Source organism: Stutzerimonas stutzeri, from assembly GCF_018138085.1.
GTDB classification, from domain to species: domain Bacteria; phylum Pseudomonadota; class Gammaproteobacteria; order Pseudomonadales; family Pseudomonadaceae; genus Stutzerimonas; species Stutzerimonas stutzeri_AI.
In genome coordinates this window covers 3,263,814-3,287,517 of sequence record NZ_CP073105.1, presented here as the reverse complement: position 1 = coordinate 3,287,517, position 23,704 = coordinate 3,263,814, and the positions used below count along the sequence as shown (strand labels likewise).

The 23,704-nt window shown below is 61.4% G+C and carries 24 protein-coding genes; 21 read left to right on the top strand and 3 right to left on the bottom strand.

Annotation, left to right across the window (positions count from 1 at the left end):
* Entirely contained in the window at nucleotides 1-465 is a 465-nt protein-coding gene (locus tag KCX70_RS15145) for a low molecular weight protein-tyrosine-phosphatase (protein WP_212618042.1), read from the top strand.
* Entirely contained in the window at nucleotides 462-1,481 is a 1,020-nt protein-coding gene (gene murB / locus KCX70_RS15140; protein WP_212618041.1) for a UDP-N-acetylmuramate dehydrogenase, read from the top strand. The genes KCX70_RS15145 and murB overlap by 4 nt, the downstream gene beginning before the upstream one ends.
* A gap of 501 nt (nucleotides 1,482-1,982) precedes the next feature.
* Here the strand turns inward: murB and rne are convergent.
* Nucleotides 1,983-5,126, bottom strand: coding sequence for a ribonuclease E (gene rne, locus KCX70_RS15135; protein WP_212618040.1), 3,144 nt, complete (start codon nucleotides 5,124-5,126; stop codon nucleotides 1,983-1,985).
* A 550-nt stretch (nucleotides 5,127-5,676) separates the two neighbouring features.
* On the opposite strand from rne, the gene rluC reads away from it, so the two are divergent.
* The 3 genes from rluC to sppA are packed head-to-tail and all read left to right on the top strand — an operon-like array spanning nucleotide 5,677 to nucleotide 8,282.
* Nucleotides 5,677-6,630 (top strand): 23S rRNA pseudouridine(955/2504/2580) synthase RluC, encoded by a 954-nt coding sequence (rluC, locus tag KCX70_RS15130; protein WP_021206491.1) that lies wholly within the window; start codon nucleotides 5,677-5,679, stop codon nucleotides 6,628-6,630.
* Complete coding sequence (locus KCX70_RS15125) at nucleotides 6,623-7,309, top strand: HAD-IA family hydrolase (protein WP_212618039.1); 687 nt, start codon at nucleotides 6,623-6,625, stop codon at nucleotides 7,307-7,309. The genes rluC and KCX70_RS15125 overlap by 8 nt, the downstream gene beginning before the upstream one ends.
* Nucleotides 7,299-8,282, top strand: a complete 984-nt coding sequence (gene sppA / locus KCX70_RS15120) for a signal peptide peptidase SppA (protein ID WP_212618038.1) — start codon at nucleotides 7,299-7,301, stop codon at nucleotides 8,280-8,282. The genes KCX70_RS15125 and sppA overlap by 11 nt, the downstream gene beginning before the upstream one ends.
* Before the next feature lie 13 nt (nucleotides 8,283-8,295).
* Here sppA and KCX70_RS15115 read toward each other — a convergent pair whose 3' ends face one another.
* The gene (locus KCX70_RS15115; protein ID WP_212618037.1) at nucleotides 8,296-8,874 is read right to left on the bottom strand and encodes a Maf family protein; all 579 of its coding nucleotides are present in this window, start codon (nucleotides 8,872-8,874) and stop codon (nucleotides 8,296-8,298) included.
* A 104-nt stretch (nucleotides 8,875-8,978) separates the two neighbouring features.
* On the opposite strand from KCX70_RS15115, the gene KCX70_RS15110 reads away from it, so the two are divergent.
* The 14 genes from KCX70_RS15110 (at nucleotide 8,979) to KCX70_RS15045 (ending at nucleotide 20,728) form a co-directional block, all read left to right on the top strand.
* On the top strand, nucleotides 8,979-9,506 hold the full coding sequence (locus KCX70_RS15110; RefSeq protein ID WP_021206487.1) for a YceD family protein: 528 nt from the start codon (nucleotides 8,979-8,981) through the stop codon (nucleotides 9,504-9,506).
* Nucleotides 9,507-9,518: 12 nt separating this feature from the next.
* Nucleotides 9,519-9,701 (top strand): 50S ribosomal protein L32, encoded by a 183-nt coding sequence (gene rpmF, locus KCX70_RS15105; RefSeq protein WP_019342480.1) that lies wholly within the window; start codon nucleotides 9,519-9,521, stop codon nucleotides 9,699-9,701.
* 3 nt (nucleotides 9,702-9,704) lie between these two features.
* Nucleotides 9,705-10,775 carry a phosphate acyltransferase PlsX gene (gene plsX / locus KCX70_RS15100; protein WP_212618036.1) on the top strand — a complete coding sequence of 357 codons (1,071 nt, stop codon included), beginning with the start codon at nucleotides 9,705-9,707 and terminating at the stop codon, nucleotides 10,773-10,775.
* Nucleotides 10,776-10,834: 59 nt separating this feature from the next.
* Nucleotides 10,835-11,773 carry an ACP S-malonyltransferase gene (gene fabD, locus KCX70_RS15095; RefSeq protein ID WP_212618035.1) on the top strand — a complete coding sequence of 313 codons (939 nt, stop codon included), beginning with the start codon at nucleotides 10,835-10,837 and terminating at the stop codon, nucleotides 11,771-11,773.
* 14 nt (nucleotides 11,774-11,787) lie between these two features.
* Nucleotides 11,788-12,531 carry a 3-oxoacyl-ACP reductase FabG gene (gene fabG, locus KCX70_RS15090; protein WP_102834806.1) on the top strand — a complete coding sequence of 248 codons (744 nt, stop codon included), beginning with the start codon at nucleotides 11,788-11,790 and terminating at the stop codon, nucleotides 12,529-12,531.
* A gap of 192 nt (nucleotides 12,532-12,723) precedes the next feature.
* On the top strand, nucleotides 12,724-12,960 hold the full coding sequence (gene acpP / locus KCX70_RS15085) for an acyl carrier protein (RefSeq protein WP_003283670.1): 237 nt from the start codon (nucleotides 12,724-12,726) through the stop codon (nucleotides 12,958-12,960).
* A 177-nt stretch (nucleotides 12,961-13,137) separates the two neighbouring features.
* On the top strand, nucleotides 13,138-14,382 hold the full coding sequence (fabF, locus tag KCX70_RS15080) for a beta-ketoacyl-ACP synthase II (protein WP_212618034.1): 1,245 nt from the start codon (nucleotides 13,138-13,140) through the stop codon (nucleotides 14,380-14,382).
* A 2-nt stretch (nucleotides 14,383-14,384) separates the two neighbouring features.
* Nucleotides 14,385-15,200, top strand: coding sequence for an aminodeoxychorismate lyase (pabC, locus tag KCX70_RS15075; RefSeq protein WP_212620353.1), 816 nt, complete (start codon nucleotides 14,385-14,387; stop codon nucleotides 15,198-15,200).
* Entirely contained in the window at nucleotides 15,197-16,264 is a 1,068-nt protein-coding gene (gene mltG / locus KCX70_RS15070; RefSeq protein WP_212618033.1) for an endolytic transglycosylase MltG, read from the top strand. Before pabC ends, mltG begins: the two co-directional genes overlap by 4 nt.
* The gene (tmk, locus tag KCX70_RS15065; RefSeq protein ID WP_212618032.1) at nucleotides 16,261-16,893 is read left to right on the top strand and encodes a dTMP kinase; all 633 of its coding nucleotides are present in this window, start codon (nucleotides 16,261-16,263) and stop codon (nucleotides 16,891-16,893) included. The genes mltG and tmk overlap by 4 nt, the downstream gene beginning before the upstream one ends.
* Nucleotides 16,886-17,875, top strand: a complete 990-nt coding sequence (locus KCX70_RS15060; RefSeq protein WP_249121648.1) for a DNA polymerase III subunit delta' — start codon at nucleotides 16,886-16,888, stop codon at nucleotides 17,873-17,875. Before tmk ends, KCX70_RS15060 begins: the two co-directional genes overlap by 8 nt.
* A 31-nt stretch (nucleotides 17,876-17,906) precedes the next feature.
* On the top strand, nucleotides 17,907-18,263 hold the full coding sequence (locus KCX70_RS15055) for a PilZ domain-containing protein (protein ID WP_019342489.1): 357 nt from the start codon (nucleotides 17,907-17,909) through the stop codon (nucleotides 18,261-18,263).
* Between the two features lie 102 nt (nucleotides 18,264-18,365).
* Complete coding sequence (locus tag KCX70_RS15050) at nucleotides 18,366-19,151, top strand: TatD family hydrolase (protein WP_212618030.1); 786 nt, start codon at nucleotides 18,366-18,368, stop codon at nucleotides 19,149-19,151.
* Nucleotides 19,152-19,330: 179 nt separating this feature from the next.
* A complete protein-coding gene (locus KCX70_RS15045; protein ID WP_212618029.1) occupies nucleotides 19,331-20,728 on the top strand; it encodes an amino acid permease in 1,398 nt (465 codons plus the stop codon).
* 222 nt (nucleotides 20,729-20,950) lie between these two features.
* Here the strand turns inward: KCX70_RS15045 and KCX70_RS15040 are convergent, their stop codons facing one another.
* Nucleotides 20,951-22,084 (bottom strand): aminotransferase class V-fold PLP-dependent enzyme, encoded by a 1,134-nt coding sequence (locus KCX70_RS15040; RefSeq protein ID WP_212618028.1) that lies wholly within the window; start codon nucleotides 22,082-22,084, stop codon nucleotides 20,951-20,953.
* Nucleotides 22,085-22,156: 72 nt separating this feature from the next.
* Between KCX70_RS15040 and KCX70_RS15035 the strand changes: the two genes are divergently transcribed.
* Nucleotides 22,157-22,777, top strand: coding sequence for a TetR/AcrR family transcriptional regulator (locus KCX70_RS15035; protein WP_021209155.1), 621 nt, complete (start codon nucleotides 22,157-22,159; stop codon nucleotides 22,775-22,777).
* 316 nt (nucleotides 22,778-23,093) lie between these two features.
* The gene (locus KCX70_RS15030; protein ID WP_212618027.1) at nucleotides 23,094-23,696 is read left to right on the top strand and encodes a DUF4823 domain-containing protein; all 603 of its coding nucleotides are present in this window, start codon (nucleotides 23,094-23,096) and stop codon (nucleotides 23,694-23,696) included.
* The last annotated feature ends 8 nt before the right edge of the window (nucleotides 23,697-23,704 follow it).

Sequence of the window (23,704 nt, the reverse complement as noted above, 5' to 3'; positions counted from 1 at the left end):
GTGAGGATTCTATTCGTCTGCATGGGCAACATATGCCGTTCGCCGACCGCCGAGGCTGTGTTTCGCAAGTGCGTGCAGGATGCCGGGCTGGATAGTCGTATCACCATCGACTCAGCCGGAACCGGTGGCTGGCATGTCGGCAAGCAGGCGGATGCGCGCGCATGCCAGGCAGCTGCCCAGCGAGGTTACGATCTCAGTGAGCTTAGGGCGCGCCAAGTGGTTGTCGACGACTTCAAGCGCTTCGATCTCATCCTCGCGATGGATCACGACAACCTGGAGCGTTTGCAGGCGCTGTGCCCGTCGGACTCATGCGCTGAACTTGATCTTTTTCTGCGCCGATACCGCCTGGGAAAGGGAACGGTACCTGATCCTTACTATTGTGGGGACGAGGGCTTCGAGCATGTGCTCGATCTGGTGGAGCATGCGTCGATGGCTTTGCTCGACGAGCTCAGGAAGCGCCTGTGAGTCTGATCATCGAGCAGAACCGCTCGCTCCGGAAATTCAACACCTTCGGCGTCGAGGCCAGTAGTGTCTATTTCGCCGAGGCGCATGACGATCAGCAGATCGGCGAAGCGCTAGCCCAGGCGCAGCGTATCGGTGTGCCGCTGTTGATACTCGGCGGTGGCAGCAATCTGGTGCTCACGGCGAATGTGAATGCGTTGGTGCTGCGCATGGCCAGCCGAGGCATTCGTGTGATCGAGGATGACGGTGAGCGTGTCGTCATCGAAGCGGAGGCCGGTGAGCCCTGGCATCCGTTCGTATTGCACAGTCTGGGGCTGGGGCTGTGCGGGTTGGAAAACCTGAGTCTGATTCCGGGGACCGTAGGCGCCGCGCCAATCCAGAACGTTGGTGCATACGGTGTCGAAATAAAAGACGTTTTTGCCGGGCTGACTGCGCTGGACCGGCAAACAGGGCGGCTCGTGGAGTTCGATCTGCAGGCATGCCAGTTTGGATACCGGGACAGTCTGTTCAAGCGGCAGGCCGGGCGCTACATCATTCTGCGGGTTCGCTTCGCCCTGCAACGCACCGTGAACCTCAAGCTCGAATACGGGCCACTTCGTCAGTGGCTTGTTCAGCATGCCATCCAATCACCCACGCCGATGGACGTGAGTCGCGCCGTCTGTGCCATACGCAGCGAAAAACTCCCCGATCCTCGACAGCTGGGCAATGCCGGTAGCTTTTTCAAAAACCCCCTGGTCTCGGCAGCCCTGGCCGATGGCTTGAGGCAACGCTTCGCGGATCTAGTGGCATTTGCGCAAGATGACGGGCAGGTCAAGCTCGCCGCCGGCTGGCTGATCGAGCGGGCGGGCTGGAAGGGTTACCGTCGTGGCGATGTGGGTGTGCATCGGCTACAGGCGCTGGTGCTCGTCAACTACGGCCAGGCCACCGGTCGGCAGATCCTGCAGCTCGCCGAAGACATCCAGGCAGATGTCGCCGAGCAGTTTGGCGTGCAGCTCGAGATCGAGCCGAACATCATCTAGCCCCGGGCCGGTTGTCCGTATCGTTCAACTGGGCGAAAATTATGGGCGTCGCTCACGTCTGGTCGAATGCGACGACTGCTCTGTGCCGGCTGCGCCCGCTCCAGCGTGGCCTGTTCAGGACGGCGCCTGGCTCACGTTTTCGAACTGGGCGATGACCGATTTCTGTATTCATCGTGTGTTCGCGCTGTCTGCGCCTTTTACCGCATCCATTACGTGCTGAGGGGCGGCGGAAGGTGTGCACCTTGTTCGGGGCGGGACACCATAGACCCGCCCCGGCTGTCCTACCGGAAGTGCCCCCTGCTTGTAGGTTAGCTAGCCTTTTTCGACCTGATCGACGACAGCCAGCCAATTAAAGCTAGCGATCAATCACGCTGCGTACGCTAAACGCCTTGCTCCAGCGAGACCTCCCGATTCTCGGGCGAAAGGTGTAAACGTTACCCAGGACGGGACAGGGGCAATAAAAAAGGGATGCCGAAGCATCCCTTTTTTGGTGCGCAACTGTCAGTGTTGGCGCTTGTCGGTGTCGTCCCGCTCGGGATTGGCCGTCGCTTCCTCAGGCTTCTCAGTGGCGGGCTCGAGCGGCTCCGCTACCGGCTGTACGGTTTGTGCCGTCACCGGTTCTGCTGCTGGTTCCGCATGCGCTTCGGCCGGCGCCGGCTCAGACTGCGGGGCAGCTTCAACAGCTACTTCGCGCTCCTCACCCTTCGCCTGCTCCGGCTGTACGGTAGCGATCTCGGCGATCGGCTCACTGACCACGACTTCGGGGCTGGCCAGCTCCTCGGTTTTTTCGGCTTTGGCTTCAGCCTCGGCAGCCTCCTTGGCCAGACGCTCCTGCTCGAGGCGGCGACGGCGCACCTCGCGAGGATCATTCGGCGCACGACCGGACGCGGTTTGAGCCGGCGCTGCAGCCTCGGCCGGAACCGGAGCCGGAGCGGATTGCGCAATGGCTGGCGTGGCAGGTGCCTCTTCAGCATTGCTTTCGCTAACCGGTTCTGGCTGGCTGACGGGCTCAGGCGCAGGCTCGGCCGGTGCGGGTTCGATCGTCGCAGCCGGAGTTTCGATCACTGGCTCAGCGGCTGCTTCGCTCACCGCCTCGGTAACCGTGACGGGCTCGTCGGCGGCTTCGATTGGCGCGGGCGCTTCCGACTTCGCCTGACTTTCAGGCGTCACGTCTGCGGCCTCGGTGTTCGCCGTGTTTGCCGCAAGGGCGGCGGCGGTTGCGGCAATGGCAACCTGCTCGGATTTCACCGGTGCATTGCTTTCTTCGGCTTCGACCGATCCAGTTTCGCCTTCAGTACCAATCTCGTTGCCGTTGGCATCGCGCTGACGGTCGCGGCGGTTGCTGCGACGGCGCTGGCCACGGGAGCGGCGACGTGGACGATCGCTGCCTTCGGTCGAGTCTTGTTCGTCCTGTGTGGCTTCGGTGGCGTCGTTCTGCTGCAGTTCGTCAGCTTCGGTAACCTGCTCAGCGCGTGGCTCGCGAGGCTTGCGCTCTTCGCGAGGTGGACGTGGTTTGCGTTCGCTGGCTTCCTCGCTGGCCGCTGCGACGGGGGCATTCTGATTGGGTTCATCCAGCGGTGCGCGCAGTTCGCGTTTGCGCTCTTCGCGCGGCTGGCGATCCTCACGTGGAGTGCGCTCGCGGCGTGGTTGCGGCTGCGACGGGCTGTCATTCACTTCGACCGGCTCGCGGGGTTCGCGGGGTTCGCGGGCCTCGCGTGGTTTGCGTTCCTCGCGCGGTGGGCGCGGCTGGCGCTCTTCGCGAGCCGGGCGCTCTTCACGGGGCGCGCGCTCTTCGCGTGGCTTGCGCTCTTCGTCGCGGTTGCTGCGAGTATCGCGTCGGCGGTTCTGCTGGCGACCACTGCGACGCTCGTCGTTGCGCTGCGGACGGCTGCCGCCGGCGGGCTTCTTCTCGACCTCGACGGCTGGGGCTTGCGGCTTGCCAGCAAAGAGACCGACCAGCGACTTGACCAGCCCCTTGAACAGGCTCGGCTCCTGAACGCTAGGCGTGGCCGTCTCTGTCGGCTCTGCAGTAGGAACGGGGGCGGGCGCAGTACGTTGCGGCGCGGTTTTGACCGCAGCCTCCTGGCGAACCAGGGTACGCGTCGAGCTGACCGGCTGAGCTTCCTCGGCTTCGGTCTGGCTCATCTCGTAGCTGGCCTGGCCGGCGATGATTTCTGGGCTATCGTCACGCAAGCGCTGCACTTCGAAGTGCGGCGTCTCGAGGTGATCGTCCGGCAGGATGAAGATGCGTGCACGGGTGCGCAGCTCGATCTTGGTGATGGCGTTGCGTTTTTCGTTCAGAAGGAACGCGGCGACCTGGAAAGGCACGCGCGCCCGCACTTCAGCGGTGCGATCCTTGAGGGCTTCTTCCTCGATCAGGCGCAGGATAGCCAGCGACAGCGACTCGACGTCACGGATGATCCCCTGGCCATTACAGCGTGGGCAGACGATACCGCTGGTCTCGCCGAGCGACGGGCGCAGACGCTGACGGGACATTTCCAACAGGCCGAATCGCGAGATGCGGCCCACTTGGATACGGGCGCGGTCGGCCTCGAGGGCTTCGCGGACCTTTTCTTCCACGGCGCGCTGGTTTTTCGCCGGGGTCATGTCGATGAAGTCGATGACGATCAGGCCGCCGATGTCACGCAAGCGCAGCTGCCGGGCAATTTCCTCGGCCGCTTCCAGGTTGGTCTGCAGTGCGGTTTCTTCGATGTCGCCGCCTTTGGTGGCGCGCGCCGAGTTGATGTCGATAGACACCAAGGCTTCGGTGGGGTCGATGACGATCGAGCCGCCGGACGGCAGCTTCACTTCACGCTGGAAGGCGGTTTCGATCTGGCTCTCGATCTGGAAACGGTTGAACAGCGGCACGCTGTCTTCGTACAGCTTGATCTTGCTGGCGTACTGCGGCATGACCTGCTGGATGAAGGAAAGCGCTTCGTCCTGGGCTTCGACGCTGTCGATCAGTACCTCGCCGATGTCCTGGCGCAGGTAGTCGCGGATGGCGCGGATGATAACGTTCGATTCCTGGTAGATCAGGAAGGGGGCGGGCCGACCCTGGGACGCTTCTTTTACTGCGGCCCAGAGTTGCAGCAGATAGTCGAGGTCCCACTGCATCTCTTCGCTGGAGCGACCGAGGCCGGCGGTGCGAACGATGAGCCCCATGTCAGCCGGGACGTTAAGGCCGTTCAGGGCTTCGCGAAGCTCGTTGCGTTCTTCACCCTCGATCCGGCGCGAAATGCCGCCTGCACGCGGGTTGTTCGGCATCAATACCAGATAGCGGCCGGCCAGACTGATGAAGGTGGTCAGGGCGGCGCCCTTGTTGCCGCGCTCTTCTTTTTCGACCTGGACGATGACTTCCTGGCCTTCGCTCAGGACGTCCTTGATGTTCACGCGGCCTTCGGGAGCCTTCCTGAAGTATTCGCGGGAAATTTCCTTGAGGGGGAGGAAGCCGTGGCGGTCGGCACCGAAGTCCACGAAGGCGGCTTCGAGGCTGGGTTCGACGCGGGTGATCTTGCCTTTGTAGATGTTGGCTTTTTTCTGTTCGCGGGCACCGGATTCGATGTCGAGATCGAATAGGCGCTGGCCGTCTACCAGTGCGACACGCAACTCTTCGGGTTGAGTTGCGTTAATTAGCATTCTTTTCATGTAGTACCGTCGGTTTCCAGGGCAGCGGAAACGGCGTTCGGCACACACGACTCTCGCGGTCGGTGTCAGGTGAGTCAGGAATGATTGTAAGGCACTCCAGTGTCCAGCGATGTGAGGCCAGTTGGGCCGGCGTCGCGACGACGTCTCCTGCTTGCTGTCGGAACAGAAGCAATGGTTCGGGAGGAGGAATCAGCAATCGGTAGCGGACGGAATGAAGCGTCTATGAAAGCCTTTGCTACGCACTCCGATGGCTGTACATCTCCACCCAACACTCATACTTTGAAAATCGGGTGCCGCTCGCAGAATCCGGGAGCGGGTTATCGATTATCGCGATTCCCCAGCGGGGGCACGCATCATGTCTTCAAGGCTTGTTTCGGTGCTTCTGCTACTGGAGAAAAGCACCGTCGGACGGCCTCACGTCCTCGAACATTGCTGGGTCGGGAAGGGCGGTTTCGCTGTCATTCCTCGACCTGGCCACTTTTGGCGGCGTCTGGACTATAACAGTAATGTTTAAGTGCTTCAAATCAGGGAAAATTGATATCATCCGCGGATGACCAATACCCCTTCCCAGACTTCCGGCGTGCAACTGCTCGAAGTCTCGCCGGAGCTTGCCGGCCAGCGTATCGACAATTTTCTTCGAACTCAGCTCAAAGGTGTGCCCAAAACCCTGATCTACCGCATCCTGCGAAAGGGAGAAGTGCGGGTGAACAAGGGGCGGATCAAGCCGGAGTACAAGCTCCAGGCCGGCGACGTCGTGCGTGTGCCGCCGCTTCGGCTGCCCGAGCGGGACGAGGCGGTACCGCTGGCGCAAGGCCTCCTCGAGCGCCTCGAGGCGGCCATCGTCTACGAAGACAAGGCGCTTATCGTGCTCAACAAGCCGGCGGGAATCGCTGTGCATGGCGGCAGTGGGCTCAGCTTTGGTGTCATCGAGGCGCTGCGTCAGTTGCGCCCCGATGCGAAGGAGCTCGAGCTGGTGCATCGCCTGGATCGGGATACCTCCGGGCTGCTGATGATCGCCAAGAAGCGCAGCATGCTGCGCCATCTGCATCAGGCGTTGCGCGGCGACGGCGTTGACAAGCGCTACATGGCGCTTGTGCGTGGTCGCTGGGATACCGGCAAGAAGCAGGTGAGTGCCCCGCTGTTGAAGAACACGCTGCGTTCAGGCGAGCGGATGGTCGAGGTTACGGACGATGGCAAGGAGGCGCTGACGCTCTTTCGTGTCCTGCGTCGTTTCGGGGATTTCGCCACCCTGGTCGAGGCCAAGCCGGTAACAGGTCGCACTCACCAGATTCGCGTGCACGCCCGTCACGCCGGTCATAGCATCGCGGGCGACAGTAAATATGGTGATGAAGAGTTCACTGGCGTCATTCGGGACCTGGGTGGTAAGCGGCTGTTCCTGCATGCCTATGCGCTGAAAGTGCCTTTGCCGGATGGAGGCGAACTGAGCCTGGAAGCGCCGGTCGATGATATCTGGGCGCGGACGCTGGAGAGGCTGGGTGAATAGATACGAACTGCTGATCTTCGACTGGGACGGGACCCTGGTGGACTCGATTGGCCGTATCGTCGAATCCATTTCGGCTGCCGCTGCCAGTTGTGGTCTGCCGGCCCTCGATGAGAATGCCATCAAGGGAATCATTGGGCTCGGTCTGCCTGAAGCGATCGCTGCGCTGTATCCCCACGTCACTGATAGTCGAACGGCCGAGGCGTTTCGTCGTGCCTATGCCGACCACTACCTCTCGCTCGAGGTGGAGCCGTCAATGCCCTATCCGGGCGTGGTCTCTGCTCTGCAGGATTTTCGTGATCGGGGCCATCTGCTCGCCGTGGCAACCGGTAAGGGGCGGCGTGGGCTGGACCGGGTGCTTGCGGGCCAGGGATGGGATGATTTCTTCGATGTGACCCGCTGCGCCGACGAAACAGCAAGCAAGCCCGATCCGCTGATGCTTCACGAGATTCTCTCGCACTGCGGCGTGCCGCCTGAGCGGGCGCTGATGATCGGCGATTCGGTGTTCGATCTCGAAATGGCTCGCAGAGCCGGCGTCGACAGTGTCGCGGTCTCCTACGGTGCGCAGCCACTCGATGTCTTGCGGGCGTGCTCGCCGTGCCTAACCATTAAACATTTTTCGGAACTCAGCGACTGGCTGCGTTCTGCTGAATCAGCTGTCGAGGTTGCGTATGTCGGATGAATGGAAAGCGCCCGTGAATGATACCAAGGAGGATCGCAACAGCTGGAGGCTGCTGGAAAAGACCTTGCTAGCCGGCGTGCAGGAGCAGCGGCGAGCCCGGCGCTGGGGGATATTCTTCAAGCTGCTGACGTTCGTTTATCTCTTTGGTGCGCTGCTGATGTTCTCGCCACTGTTGCACATGGGTGACGGCAAGGCCGCAAGCGGCAGCCACACCGCGGTGATCAATGTTCGCGGGATGATCGCCGACGAGGAGCCTGCGAGTGCGGACAATATCGTTGGGGCGCTGCGGTCCGCGTTCGAGGACTCCAACACCAAGGGTGTGGTATTGCGAATCAACAGCCCGGGCGGCAGTCCGGTTCAGTCGGGTTATATCTATGACGAGATTCGTCGGCTGCGAGGGGAATATCCCGGCATCAAGGTCTATGCGGTTATCACCGACCTGGGTGCGTCCGGCGCTTACTACATCGCCAGCGCCGCGGACGAAATCTATGCCGACAAGTCGAGCCTGGTTGGTTCGATAGGGGTCACGGCGGCAACCTTCGGCTTCGTCGAGACCATGGACAAGCTGGGTGTGGAGCGGCGGGTTTATACCTCGGGCGAACATAAGGCATTCCTGGATCCGTTTCAGCCGGAAAAGCCGGAGGAGACGAAATTCTGGCGAGAGGTGCTGGCTACCACGCACCGGCAGTTCATCGAAAGTGTCAAACAGGGTCGCGGCGACCGGCTTCAGGTGGCGGGACATCCGGAGTTGTTCTCAGGGCTTATCTGGTCCGGCGAGCAGGCCCTCGAGCTCGGTCTTGTCGACGGTCTGGGCAATACCGGGTCGGTCGCGCGTGACGTGATTGGCGAGGAGCAGCTGGTGGACTTCACGGTAAAGGACTCCGCTCTGGATCGTTTCACCAAGAAGCTGGGCGCCAGTATCGGCTCTAAGTTGGGCCTCTTGATGGGGTTGCAAGGGCCACAGCTGCGCTAGCTCGGGGTCGTTTTCAAGGGACTTCGATGCCGGCGTGGTTGAGCATTTCGACCAGCCGGATGAGCGGCAATCCAATCAGGCTGGTGGCGTCGGTCCCTTCGGTGGCTCTGAACAGACTGATGCCCAGCCCTTCCGCCTTGAAGCTGCCCGCGCAATCGTAGGGCTGTTCGGCTTTCAGGTAACGTTCGATCTGGTGCTCGTCGAGTGACCGGAAGTGCACGGTGAAGCTGACGCAGTCGACCTGGGCGTGGCCGGTCCGGCTATCCAGTAGCGCCAGTCCGGTCAGGAAGCTGACGCTTTTTCCGCTACTGCTTTGTAGTTGCTGCTTCGCTCGCTCGAACGTGTGAGGTTTGCCGACGATGCCGTGCTCGGAAATGGCAACCTGGTCCGAACCGATGATCAGATGAACGGGGTAGCATCTGGCCAATGCCTGGGCCTTTTCGAGGGCGAGGCGACGTACCAGTTGTTCCGGTTGCTCGCCAGGATGCGCTGTCTCGTCTATGTCGGGACTGGCCCATTCGAACGCGACTTGCAGGCGCGACAGCAGTTCACGTCGATAGGGTGAGCTCGATGCCAGCAGAAGACAGCGCATTTTCCTTCCTTTTATATAGGTGTCCGATCGATGGTCGGCGGAGGGCAATTGTGCGTCTGAATTCCTTTGACAGTCGAGGGGCGCATCCCTAGAATGCCGCGCTTATGTTGAAAGGACCAATACCTCCGCACGTTGATCCGCGCAAGCTCGCCGACCGAGCGGCCACCCTTGAGGGTGAGCTGCCCCTGTCAGGGCTGAAGCGGCTCGTCGATCCTCTAGAGGACGATAAGGGTGTGGTGCGCGCCAGTCTAGAATTCGGGCGCGACGAGCAGCGCACAGTGACTATTCACAGTGCGCTGGATGTTGAGGTCACCATGATTTGCCAGCGTTGTCTGGAGCCGGTTGTTCTGCCGATTCACAGCGAGTGCGTTTATGCCGTAGTGAATGAAGGTTCGAGCAGTCAGCACCTGCCCAAGGGCTATGACGTGCTGGAAGTGGGAGAGGATCCTCTGGATCTGCTGGCGCTGGTTGAAGAGGAGCTTCTGCTCGCTCTTCCGATTGTTCCACTCCATGACCAAGAAGTTTGCCAGCCGCCGGCTGGGCCTGATGAGCCCGAGCCGAATGAGGACGAGGTATCGCGGTCCAACCCGTTCAGCGTACTGGCTCAGTTAAAGCGTGACCCAAACGTTTAGGAGTTGATCCCAATGGCTGTTCAGCAGAACAAAAAATCCCGTTCCGCCCGTGACATGCGTCGTTCGCACGATGCGCTCGAGCCGAACGCCCTGTCTGTGGAAAAGAGCACCGGTGAAGTTCACCTGCGCCACCACGTTTCCCCGGAAGGTTTCTACCGTGGTCGTAAAGTGATCGACAAGGGCGCTGACGAGTAAACCTTGTCTGCTCCGATCATAGCGATCGATGCAATGGGTGGGGACTTCGGTCCCCACTGCATTGTTCCGGCCAGCCTTCTCTGTCTGGCTGAGTCCCCCTCGCTGCATCTGGCCCTGGTTGGCCAATCCTCCATACTTGAACACATCATCGCTCAGCATCCGGGCGTGGATCGCGCGCGCCTGACGATCGTCGATGCCGATGAGGTAATCGGCATGGACGAAAAGCCTACCCAGGCCTTGCGCAGCAAGCCGCGCTCCTCGATGCGCGTGGCGTTGGAGTGCGTGCGTGACGGGCGCGCCCAGGCCTGTGTCAGTGCCGGCAACACCGGGGCCTTGATGGCGCTTGCCCGGCACGTGTTGAAGACCCTGCCAGGCGTCGACCGGCCAGCCATGGCGACCGCGATCCCTACGCTGGAGGGCGCTTGCCTGCTGCTTGACCTGGGTGCCAATGTCGACTGTACGGCCGAGCAGCTCTACCAGTTTGCCGTGATGGGGTCCGTGGCGGCGCAGAGCTTCGGTATCGAGCAGCCGCGGGTGTCGTTGTTGAACGTCGGTACCGAGGACATCAAGGGCAACCAGCAAGTCAAGGCGGCAGCTGCTCTGCTGCAGCAAGCGAGCGGCATCAATTATCAAGGCTTCATCGAGGGCGACGGGCTGTTTCGTGGCGAAACGGACGTGGCGGTCTGCGATGGTTTTGTCGGCAATGTCCTGCTCAAGTCCAGCGAGGGCCTGGCGTACATGGTCGCTTCGCGTGTCGAAGCGCTTTTTCGTCGTTCGTTGATGTCGCGTCTGGTCGGCGCGGTCGCATTGCCATTGCTGCGCCAGCTGCGCGCCGATCTGCGACCGGCTCAATACAATGGCGCCAGCTTTCTCGGCCTTCAGGGTATCGTTGTGAAGAGCCACGGCAGTGCCGGCGCGGAAGGTTTTCGTTCGGCGATCCTGCGGGCCGCTGAGGACGTCCGGCACAACCTGCCGGAACAATTGCATAGCCGCCTGGAGCACCTGCTCGTGACCAATCGGTCAGTGAACGACGCCGGCGATGTGACCGCCGCCGGTGGTCAGCCATCCAACTGACAAATTCGGTGCGCCTGGTGGCGTATTCTTTTGACGAACAACCACAAGAGAGCCGTTTCATGTCCGCATCACTTGCATTCGTCTTTCCAGGGCAGGGTTCCCAGTCCCTTGGCATGCTCGCCGAGCACGGCGCGCAGCAGTCGCTGATCACCGATACCTTCGCTGAAGCATCGACGGCGCTGGGTTATGACCTTTGGGCGCTTTGTCAGCAGGGCCCGGAGGCTCAGCTGAATCAGACTGACAAGACCCAGCCGGCGATCCTTGTCGCTTCGATTGCGCTGTGGCGCCTGTGGCTGGCCGAAGGCGGCGCGAAGCCGGCCTTCGTCGCCGGGCATAGCTTGGGCGAATACTCCGCGTTGGTCGCCGCGGGCAGCCTGCCATTTGCCGACGCCGTGTCGCTGGTGGAGTTGCGCGGGCAGCTCATGCAGCAAGCGGTTCCAGCGGGTACCGGTGGCATGGCAGCGATTCTGGGGCTCGAAGACGCCGACGTCCTGGCGGCCTGTAGCGAAGCGGCGCAAGGCGAGGTCGTCAGTGCGGTCAACTTCAACGCGCCTGGTCAGGTCGTGATTGCCGGAAGCGCTGCAGCGGTCGAGCGCGCTATCGAGGCGTGCAAAGCCAAGGGTGCCAAGCGTGCAATGCCATTGCCGGTCAGTGTGCCGTCGCATTGCGACCTGATGCGTCCGGCAGCCGAGCGCTTTGCCGATGCAATTACACGCATCGATTGGCAGGCGCCTGAAATCCCATTGGTGCAGAACGTCAGCGCGGCGATGGTCTCGGACCTGGATACTCTCAAGCGTGACCTGCTGGCTCAGCTTTACAGTCCGGTTCGCTGGGTCGAGACCATTGTCGCGCTGAGCGAGCGTGGCGTGACCGATCTGGTCGAATGCGGCCCGGGCAAGGTGCTTTCCGGTCTCAACAAGCGCTGCGTAAAAGGCATCAACACCTACAATCTGGATACCCCCGAAGCGTTTGCCGCCACACGTGGCGCGCTGGTCTGAACAAGGAGACATCTATGAATCTGCAAGGCAAGGTCGCCCTGGTAACGGGTGCCAGTCGTGGCATCGGCCAGGCTATCGCGCTGGAGCTGGGTCGTCAGGGCGCCATCGTGATCGGCACGGCGACGTCTTCTTCAGGCGCCGAGCGCATCGCCGAGACGCTCAAGGAGAATGGTATCGAGGGTGCGGGCCTGGTTTTGGACGTCACCAGTGACGAATCCGTCGCCACCACGCTGGAACACATCCAGCAGCACCTCGGGCAGCCGGCTATCCTGGTCAACAACGCAGGCATCACACGCGACAACCTGATGCTGCGGATGAAAGACGATGAATGGCATGACGTGATCAATACCAATCTCAGCAGCCTGTACCGTCTGACCAAAGGTGTTCTGCGTGGCATGACCAAGGCGCGCTGGGGGCGAATTATCAGCATCGGTTCCGTGGTAGGTGCCATGGGCAACGCAGGGCAGGTAAACTACGCCGCAGCCAAAGCCGGACTCGAAGGTTTCAGCCGTGCGCTGGCCCGCGAAGTCGGTTCGCGCGGCATCACGGTCAATTCCGTGGCACCGGGCTTCATCGATACGGATATGACGCGTGAGCTTCCCGAAGCTCAGCGTGACGCATTGCTGGGACAGATCCCGCTGGGTCGTCTCGGGCAAGCGGAAGAAATTGCCAAGGTCGTCGCTTTCCTGGCTTCTGACGGCGCTGCCTATGTTACCGGGGCTACGGTTCCGGTGAACGGCGGCATGTACATGAGCTAATGTGACGCCCAACGCATATATGCAGTCATAACGGCTGATTAGTTTTCGTTATAAAACTGCGGTCTGTTTATAGACAGATGGTTGAAAGCAGGTTCATGCTTGCCTGCTTTCAGCTTGAAATGCGGAAAACGCTTTCTATACACTACCGCGCAGACCAGCTGCCTGATTTTTCCATAGGAGTGAAAACAAGGTATGAGCACCATCGAAGAACGCGTCAAGAAAATCGTTGCCGAGCAACTTGGCGTCAAAGAAGAGGAAGTTACCAACAGCGCTTCCTTCGTCGAAGACCTGGGTGCCGACTCCCTTGACACCGTTGAGCTGGTGATGGCTCTGGAAGAGGAATTCGAGACCGAAATCCCGGACGAGCAAGCCGAGAAGATCACCACTGTTCAAGAAGCTATCGATTACATCAACGCGCACGCGCAGTAAGTTGTAATCCCGCTTCGAACCAGTAAGCCGCACTGCCTCTGAACAGGCAGTGCGGCTTTTGTTTGTTAGTGTTTCCAGCTGGTCGTGCGTCTTCGCGCGATGTCTGTGATGGCTGGTCCTTGCCCGTTGCGTATGCTTGAGCAAGGGTGGGCCGAATCAATGTTAAGGAGAATTGCTGTGTCGCGTAGACGCGTCGTAATCACCGGGATGGGCATGCTATCGCCGCTGGGTAACGATGTGCCAAGCAGCTGGCAGGGTATTCTCGCCGGCCGCAGTGGCATCGGCCTGATAGAACACATGGACCTCTCCGCCTATTCCACTCGCTTTGGCGGATCGATCAAGAATTTCGACGTCGAGCAATACCTGCCCGCTAAAGAGGCTCGCAAGCTCGATTTGTTCATCCAATACGGCCTGGCTGCCAGCTTCCAGGCGGTGCGCGATTCCGGACTGGAAATCACCGACGCCAATCGCGAGCGCATCGGCGTTGCGATGGGGTCGGGTATCGGCGGCCTCACCAATATCGAAAACAGCTGCAAGGCACTGATCGAGCAGGGGCCGCGCCGTATCTCGCCGTTTTTCGTACCCGGTTCGATCATCAATATGGTGTCCGGCTTCCTGTCGATTCACCTGGGCCTGCAAGGGCCGAACTACGCCATCGCTACGGCCTGCACCACCGGCACCCATTGCATTGGCATGGCCGCCCGTAACATTGCTTACGGCGAGGCGGATGTGATGGTGGCAGGAGGCTCGGAAATGGCAGCCAGCGGCCTTGGCATCGGTGGGTTTGCCGCGGCGCGCGCGCTGTCCACGCGCAACGAGGACCCAACGGCGGCAAGCCGTCCGTGGGACAAAGGGCGCGATGGCTTCGTACTGTCCGATGGCGCCGGCGCGCTGGTGTTGGAAGAGCTCGAGCATGCCAAGGCACGTGGGGCCAGGATTTATGCCGAGCTGATCGGCTTCGGCATGAGTGCCGATGCCTTCCACATGACTTCGCCACCTGACGACGGTGCCGGTGCGGCTCGTTGCATTCGCAACGCGATACGGGACGCGAAGATCGATGCGTCCCAGGTCGGTTACATCAACGCGCATGGCACCTCGACGCCTGCCGGCGACAAGGCCGAGGCCGCGGCGATAAAAACCGTATTCGGTGACCATGCCTACGAGCTTTCCGTGAGCTCGACGAAGTCGATGGTCGGCCATTTGCTCGGCGCTGCAGGTGCTGTCGAGGCGATCTTCAGTGTGCTCGCCATCCGCGATCAGGTCGCACCTCCGACCATCAACCTCGATGAGCCGGATGAGGGCTGTGATCTGGACTTCGTCCCGCACGAGGCGAAACCGCGGGCCATCGACGTTGCCATCTCCAACTCCTTTGGTTTCGGTGGCACCAACGGTTCGCTGGTTTTACGCCGGTTCGCGGAGTGACACTGAGCTGGGTGGATGGGCAGCCCGCCGATGGGTTGCCTGTCCATGATCGCGGGCTGGCATATGGTGATGGTCTCTTCGAGACCATCAAGGTCATCCGCGGCGAGCCTGAGCTGCTGGATCGCCATCTCGATCGTCTCGAACGTGGCTGTCATCGTCTTGCTATCACCTGCGACCTGCTGGCCGTGCGACAGCAGGTCATCGCGTTCAGCGCGGCGCTGGAAACGGGCGTGACCAAGTTGATGCTGACCCGCGGCGATGGGCGACGAGGCTACGGCCCACCATCCGACTGCCGGCCACGCGTCATTCTCCTGGGGGCGCCGCTGCCGGATTACCCTGCCGAACATTTCCAGCACGGCATTCGCCTGTATCCCTGTGCGACGCGTCTGGCCGAGCAGCCGGCCCTGGCCGGGCTCAAGCATCTCAACCGCCTGGAACAGGTGCTGGCTCGTAGCGAGTGGCAAGATCCGCTGTTTGCCGAGGGCTTGATGTGCGACACCTCGGGGCGCGTCATCGAAGGCGTGTTCAGCAACATCTTCATCGTCGAGTCCAATCGGTTGTTCACCCCGGCGCTCGAGCGTTGTGGTGTCGCCGGTGTGATGCGCGAAGAAATCCTCTCACGTGCGCGCGAGGCAGGCATCGACGCCCAGGTCGTGGACATCCCGCGAGAGCGTCTGCTTGCCGCCGACGAGGTCTTCGTCTGCAACAGCCTGTATGGCATCTGGCCCGTGCGGCAATTGGAGGCTGGCGTCTGGCCGGTGGGGCCGCTCACACGTAAACTTCAGCACCTGCTGACCGATCTATCGAGTAATACGTGATTCGAAAACTGTCTTTTGCGCTACTGGGCGCCGCGCTGCTAGCCGCGCTGGCGCTCGGTGTGATCGCCTGGAAGGTCTACGCCGCGCTGGAGCAGCCGTTACAGGTCGCAGAGCAGCGGACGCTGGAAGTGCAGTCGGGCGACACACCCAGCGGCGTGTTCCAGCGACTGGAACGAGAGGGCACCTTGAGCGGCTCGTTCTGGTTGCGGTTGCATTGGCGCTTGAGGCTTTCCGGACAGACCTTGCACAGCGGCGAATACCAGCTGCGACCTGACATGACCGCTCGCGACCTGATCGGCCTTTGGCAGCGCGGGGAGGTCGTCCAGCACACCCTGACGATCGTAGAAGGGTGGAATTTCCGTCAGGTACGCGCTGCACTGGAAGCGCTGCCTACGATCCAGCAGACCCTCGACGGCGTCTCGGATGATGAAGTGATGGCGCGACTCGGCCATTCCGGTGTGCACCCCGAGGGGCGTTTCTTCCCAGATACATACAGCTTCACCCGTGGCGTGGCCGATACCGAGCTGCTGCAGCGAGCATTCTCGCGTTTGGAAGCCGTACTGGATGAAGAGTGGCAGACCCGCAGCGAAGGGCTGCCGTACACGGATCCTTATCAGGCGTTGATCATGGCGTCGATCATCGAGAAGGAGACCGGGGTACCAGCGGAGCGCGGCGAAATCGCCGGCGTGTTCGTCCGGCGTCTGCAGCGCGGCATGTTGCTGCAAACTGACCCCACGGTTATCTATGGCATGGGCGAGCGCTATCAGGGCCGGATTACCCGCAACGACCTGCGCAGGCCGACGCCATATAACACCTACACCAACACAGGGCTGCCGCCGACGCCAATCGCCATGGTCGGGCGCGAAGCCATCCACGCCGCGTTGCACCCTGCCGAGGGGCAGAGCCTCTACTTCGTCGCGCGTGGCGACGGCAGTCATGTATTCAGTGACTCGCTGAGCGAGCACAATCGTGCGGTGCGGGAATACCAGCTCAAACGCCGCGCCGATTACCGTTCCAGCCCACCGCCCCGACAAGCTCCGGCACCAATCGAGAACATCCAGTGACAGGACTCTTTATTACCCTGGAAGGGCCCGAGGGGGCGGGGAAAAGCACCAATCGCGAATACCTCGCCCAACGGCTTCGCGAGCACGGCCTGGATGTCGTACTCACCCGCGAGCCGGGCGGAACACCCTTGGCCGAGCGAATTCGCGAGCTGCTGTTGACGCCCGCGGACGAGCCCATGAACAGCGATACGGAGCTGCTGCTGGTGTTCGCCGCGCGCGCCCAGCATCTGGCCCAGGTGATCTGCCCTGCACTGGCGCGTGGCGCCGTGGTGCTTTGCGATCGCTTCACCGACGCCACTTATGCGTATCAGGGCGGAGGGCGCGGGCTCGCCTTCCCGCGCATCGAGCAGCTCGAGCAGTTCGTGCAGGGCGAGATGCGTCCGGATTTGACCCTGATTTTCGATCTGCCGGTGGCGATCGGGCTCAGCCGTGCCGCTGCGCGCGGTCGTCTCGATCGGTTCGAGCAGGAGGGGTTGGGATTCTTCGAGGCGGTTCGCAATGCCTATCTCGAACGTGCCCGCCAGAAGCCACAGCGCTATCGGGTCATCGACGCGGGGCAACCGCTGACTTCCGTTCAGGCTGATCTGGATGGGCTCTTGCCGGAAATACTGGAGAGCGCCATTGGCTGACGGCATTCTTCCATGGCAGGCCGACCTCTGGCAGTTGCTGGCGGGGCGGCGACAGCATGCGCATGCCTATCTGCTGCATGGGCCGTCGGGTATCGGCAAGCGCGCGTTGGCCGAGCGGTTGATGGCGCTGCTGCTGTGCCAGCAGCCGATGCCGAGCGGAGCCTGTGGACGTTGCAAGGGTTGCCTGTTGCTGGCCGCCCATACGCATCCGGATCATTACATTCTCGAGCCGGAAGAGGTGGATAAAGCCATCCGCGTCGACCAGGTCCGCCAGTTGGTCGGTTTCGTCAGCCAGACCGCTCAGCTCGGCGGGCGCAAGGTGGTGTTGTTGGAGCCTGCGGAGGCGATGAATCTGAACGCGGCCAACGCCTTGCTCAAGAGCCTGGAAGAACCTGCGGGCGATACCGTGCTGCTGTTGATCAGTCATCAGCCGAGTCGTTTGTTGCCGACGATCAAAAGCCGCTGCGTGCAACAGCGTTGCCCTTTGCCTGATCGCCAGCAGAGCCTGGACTGGCTTGCCGCAAGGCTACCGGAGCTGTCGGCAGAGCGGCGTGAAGAACTGCTGAGCCTGGCGGCCAGTTCACCCTTGGCTGCCCTCCAGCTGCATGGACAGGGTGTGCTGGAAGCGCGAGTGCAGGTGGTCGACGGTGTAAAGAAGCTGCTCAAACGCCAGCAATCTCCCAGCCAGCTGGCGGAAGCCTGGAACTCGTTGTCGTTGATCTTGATCCTCGATTGGTTCTGCGAGTGGGCGCATCTGGTTTTGCGTTACCGGATGACCGGCGATGAAGAAGGGCTTGGCTTGGCCGATATGCAGAAGGTCATCCAATACCTGGCGCAGAAGAGTTCGCTCAGCGCGCTGCTCGCGCTGCAGGAGTGGTTGCTGAGTCATCGACAGAAAGTGCTGGGAAAAACCAACCTCAACCGTGTCTTGCTTCTCGAAGCGCTTCTGGTGCAGTGGGCAAGCCTTCCCGGGCCGGGCTAGAATCCATCGCAACTGTTGTTAGGAATACCGCATGAGCCTGCCTGCAAATCTCGGTCCGCGTAACGGCATCCTGTCTCTGACGATCAAGGACAAGTCGGTGCTCTATGCGGCGTTCATGCCATTCATCAAGCACGGTGGATTGTTCATTCCCACCAACAAGAGCTACAAGCTCGGCGATGAAGTCTTCATGCTGCTGAGCCTGATGGATGAGCCGGAGAAGATCCCGGTGGCCGGCAAGGTCGTCTGGATTACCCCAAAGGGTGCACAGGGAAACCGGGCTGCCGGGGTTGGTGTGCAGTTCAACGAAGGTGACTCGACCGCCCGCAACAAGATCGAGACCTACCTGGCCGGCGCGATGAAGTCCGATCGCCCCACACACACCATGTAACGCGGGGCGCCAGGTCAGGGCTGCAGGTAAAAGCGAAAAAGCTTTTGAGCGGCGTACTGGCTTTGAGCCCGCGGCTTGTCATCTGAAGTTCGAAAATCCCTTATGTTGATCGACTCCCATTGCCATCTCGACCGCCTCGACCTGACCGCGCACGGCGGCTCGCTGGACGCTGCCCTGGATGCGGCGCGCGCCGCCGGTGTCGGACATTTTCTCTGCATAGGCGTTAGCGCCGACAACGCCGCCACGGTAAAGAGGCTGGCCGAGCAGTATGTCGATGTCGACTGTTCGGTGGGCGTGCATCCGCTGGATCTCGAGCCGGGCGCCGAGCCGGCGCTGGACTGGCTGTTGACCGAACTGGCTCATCCCAAGGTGGTGGCCATCGGCGAGACGGGCCTGGATTATCACTACGAGCCTGAATCCGCCGCGCTGCAGCAGGCCTCGTTCCGGCTGCACCTGGAAGCGGCGCGCATCACCGGCAAGCCCGTCATCGTGCATACCCGCGCGGCCCGCACCGACACCCTCCACCTGCTTCGCGAAGCGGCTCTGCCGCAGGCTGGCGTGTTGCACTGCTTCACCGAAGACTGGGACATGGCCAAGGCCGCGCTTGATCTCGGCTTTTACATTTCCCTCTCCGGTATCGTCACGTTCCGCAATGCCGAGGCGCTTCGAGACGTGGCGCGTCGAGTGCCGGCGGACCGGTTGCTGGTCGAAACGGATTCGCCTTATCTCGCACCGGTACCCTACCGCGGCAAGCCCAACCTGCCGCAGTACGTGCACGAAGTCGCGGTGTTCCTGGCCCAGTTGCGCGGCGTTGACTATCAGGTCTTGGCCGAGCAGACCACCGCCAACTTCAAGCGGCTCTTTCCACTGGCCGGAGTGGCACGCTGAGCGCGCCATCGTCGACATTGGCTGCGCGCAAAGCTTAGTGCGCCGATGCCGTGTACAATCCGCGCCGCTTCGGTGCGCATGCCGAGACGATGGTATGCGGACACGATGGTTCCGCTCGGCTGCTGATCGCATCGCTTAGGCCGAGTCGTTTCCCCGTCACAGACCTATCAAGGTGACGCATGCCCAACGAGACGCTGCATACCGGGACGCTGCAACGCGGCCTGAAAAACCGACACATACAGCTGATCGCACTAGGCGGCGCCATCGGTACGGGGCTGTTTCTCGGCTCGGCCGGTGTGCTGCGCAGTGCCGGCCCGTCGATGATCCTCGGCTATGCCATCGGCGGAATGATCGCGTTCCTGATCATGCGGCAGTTGGGCGAGATGATCGTCGAGGAGCCCGTGGCCGGCTCTTTCAGCCATTTCGCGCATAAGTATTGGGCGCCTTATGCGGGTTTCCTTTCCGGGTGGAACTACTGGGTGCTTTATGTGCTGGTGGGTATGGCCGAGCTGACCGCCGTGGGCAAGTACGTGCAGTTCTGGTGGCCAGAAGTCCCGACCTGGGCAACTGCTGCCGTCTTTTTCGTGATGATCAACCTCATCAACCTGGTCAACGTCAAAGCGTTCGGCGAAACCGAGTTCTGGTTCGCGATCATCAAAGTCGGCGCCATCATCGGCATGATCGCGCTAGGCCTGTATCTGTTGCTGAGCGGTAAAGGCGGCGAGCAGGCCAGCTTCAGCAATCTCTGGAGTCACGGTGGCTTCTTTCCCAACGGAGTCAGCGGGATGATCATGGCGTTGGCCATCATCATGTTCTCGTTCGGCGGGCTGGAGTTGGTGGGTATCACCGCCGCCGAGGCCTCGGAACCCAGGACAGTCATCCCCAAGGCCATCAACCAGGTGGTCTACCGCATTCTGATCTTTTACATCGGTGCGCTGAGCGTACTGCTGGCTTTGTATCCCTGGGACACCTTGCTGCAGACGCTCGGCTCGGCCGGTGACCCCTATAGCGGCAGCCCCTTCGTACAGATCTTTTCACTGATCGGCAGTGATACCGCGGCGCACATTTTGAATTTCGTGGTGCTGACTGCGGCGCTCTCGGTTTACAATAGTGGCGTCTACTGCAATAGCCGAATGCTGTACGGCCTGGCCGAGCAGGGCGATGCGCCGAAAGTCTTGCTGGTGGTTAACCGTCGCGGCGTTCCGGTGCTGGCTATCGCCTTCTCGGCACTTGTGACCATGCTCTGCGTCCTGGTGAACTATGCGCTGCCGGAGACCGCCCTCGAGTTACTGATGTCGTTGGTGGTCGCGGCACTGCTGATCAACTGGGCGATGATCAGCCTGGCCCACTTGAAGTTCCGCAAGGCGATGATTGGTCAGGGTGTCGATCCCTCGTTCAAGGCGTTCTGGTATCCGTTCAGCAACTACCTCTGCCTGGCGTTCGTCGCGCTGATTGCTGCGATCATGCTGTCCATGCCCGGGTTGCGTACCTCGATCATCGCCATACCGTTATGGGCTTTGTTCATCTGGGGCTGCTTCCGGCTCCGGCAATCGCGGCGACAGCCTGCGCTCGGCTGAGCGCTGCTGCCCGGTTTATTGCGCAAAAAAAACCCGGCGTCGCGAGGAGCCGGGCCAAGACCATTAGGAGTAATGAGGTCACGTCCTCGTTCCCTCAGCTGGCCGAGCAGTGGGGGGATTGCGCGGCCAGTGACTGAAGTATTGGCCTGGATCGTCGATCCTGCCGGCTGATTCAGCGCCTTTTTAAAACGGATTTGGAATAGTTGTGCGCACCTTGATCGCCTAGGTTGCGCGCAGGTTGCGGATGACCGCCAGGGTCTGTTCGACCACCTCTGAGCGCGTATAGAAGTGCGGCGACAACCGTACGCCTCCGCCGCGCAGTGCGCAGACGATCTGCTCCGCCTTGAGCTGCTGGTATAGCGCCGGATTATCGCAGCCCTCCAGCCTGAACGTGACGATACCGGCGCGCCTCATCGGGTCGCCCGGGCTCAGGGTCTCGACTCCCGGCATGGCTGATAGCTCCCGGTGGAGATGGTCGATGCGCTCGGCCAGCGCCAGACCCACCCTGGGCATACCGACGTCCTCCAACAGCGACAGGCTTGCCTCCAGCGCCATTGCGCCGAGCATATTGGGGCTGCCGCATTCGAACCGGCGCGCACTATGCGCGGGCTGCCAATCGACGCGGTCATAGTCGCCGGCATGTTCGAGCATATGCCAGCCGTACTCATGGAGTTGCAGGTGCTCGCGCAGGTCGGCGCGGCAGTAGAACACACCCAGGCCTTCGGGCCCGAGGAGCCACTTGTGTCCGTCCGCCATGGCGAAGGCGCACCGGTACTGCTGTACGTCGAACGGCAGCGCGCCGAGCTGCTGGATCGCGTCGATGCAAAGCAGCACGCCATGCCGTTCGCAGCCTTCGCCCAGCCTGGTCAGATCCAGGCGCAGCCCGCTGGCGTACTGGACGGCACTGATCGCCATCAGACGCACCTTGGGACCGCAGGCTGCGAGCAGTGCCGCTTCCGGATCGTCGCCCTTGAGGCTGACCTGAATCACCTCCACGCCTTGAGGCCGAAGCGCCTCCCAGACGACTCGATTGGAGGGGAATTCCTCATCGCTGATGATGATCTGGTCGCCGGCATTCCAGTCCAGGCCGAAGGCCACGAACGAGAGTGCCTCGGAGGTGTTCTTCACCAGCGCGATGTCGGCTGAGGTGGGCGCGTTCAACAGCCGGGCCAGGCGAACACGCAGCCGGTTTTCCACGGTGAGCCATTGCGGATAGTCCCGCGCACCGAGCGTCATGTTCTGCTGGGCGAAGGCGGACACGGCTTCGGTCGCTCGGCGAGGCCAAGGCGCGACGGCGGCGTGATTCAGGTATCGCAACCCTTCGATATGAGGAAATTCGTCATTCAGTGAACTCATGGGCGATGTTCCGTGCATTTTCTGACTAGATAGGCATAATCATCTGCTTCAATTTCCAAGCCGCAGCCTCCTATGCAAAATGAACCTCGGAAGGTCCGTGAATTCCGCCGTCGTGAACAAGAAATTCTCGACACCGCGCTTCAGCTGTTCCTCGAACAAGGAGAGGACAGCGTCACCGTCGAGATGATCGCCGACCGGGTCGGCATCGGCAAAGGCACCATCTACAAGCACTTCAAGTCCAAGGCCGAAATCTATCTGCGGCTGATGCTCGATTACGAGCGCGATCTTAACGAGCTGCTGCATTCGCCCAGCCTCGACCAGGATAAGGAAGCGCTGTCGCGCGCCTACTTCGAGTTCCGTATGCGGGACCCTCAGCGCTACCGCTTGTTCGACCGCCTCGAGGAAAAGGTGGTCAAGGGCAACCAGGTGCCAGACATGGTGGAGGAGCTGCATCGCATCCGCGCGTCGAATTTCGAACACCTCACGCAACTGATCAAGGGGCGTATCGAAGAAGGCAAGCTGGAAGACGTGCCGCCATACTTCCATTACTGCGCGGCCTGGGCGCTGGTTCACGGCGCCGTGGCGCTGTATCACTCGCCGTTCTGGAGCAACGTCCTGGAAGATCAGGAAGGGTTCTTCCAGTTCCTTATGGATATCGGCGTGCGCATGGGCAACAAGCGCAAGCGCGACTAGCCTGCTATCGCCGGACCAGCGCGCCGCCTGGCCTACAGGGTCGCTTACGGCGAGTGTCTATGCGTCAAAGACGCTTCGACTCGAGCAACGCGTCCTCCGGGCTGGCGACGATGCCCGATAGCGAGCGCCGCGTCAGACGGCACTGCTCCGAGCAGCGAATAGGCTGCGCATTCGGGCCGAACAGCCCTTTCAGGCGGCCAGTCCCAGCCGCTCACCTGCCTGCGTCGAACCAATGGGCCCGGATATGCAGAGCTGGCGTGGTTACTGCATTGCTTCGCCAGATACGTCGGTTTTCAGTCAGCGGCAGGAGCGAAAGATGAAAGTGGTTTGCCTTATCGTGGCGTTGCTCGCCCTGAGCGGCTGCATGAGCGTCAGTGATCTGGCCGATGGTGCGCGCTATCAGCTCAGCGACGCGGGCGTCCTCGATCACAGTGAAACGGTGCGGTCGGCCTCCTGGCGTCTGCAGCCCGACTCGTTCATCTACATCGCGCAAGGACACTTCGTCCCGCCCGGCAATGCCTACCCTCGGCCGAACGTCGTCGCCGAAGAGGCCTTCAAGGGCTTTGTCGAGTACTTTCCGCTGGTCAGACGCGCTGCGGAGCCGGCCGGGCTGGAAGAGGCGTTGAACCAAGCGCGGGCAGCCGGTGCCCATTACTTGTTGTACACGCGATTTGCCGCAGCGGACGATCGTATCGGCAGCTTCGATGAACTCAATGACCAGCGCGCGCTGGATCGCCTGGGTGTCGATACGGGGGTGATCCAGCTGATGTTGATCGAGACCGGAAACCATTACCTGGTCGATACGGCACGAATCCGCAGCCGTGGTGGATTGCTGAACATTTACGATGCGACGCCACAGGTCTTGTTGGGACCGCCCTTGCGCGACTACGCCCGGCGCCTGACAGGCCTCAGCCGTTAAGGAGCGCA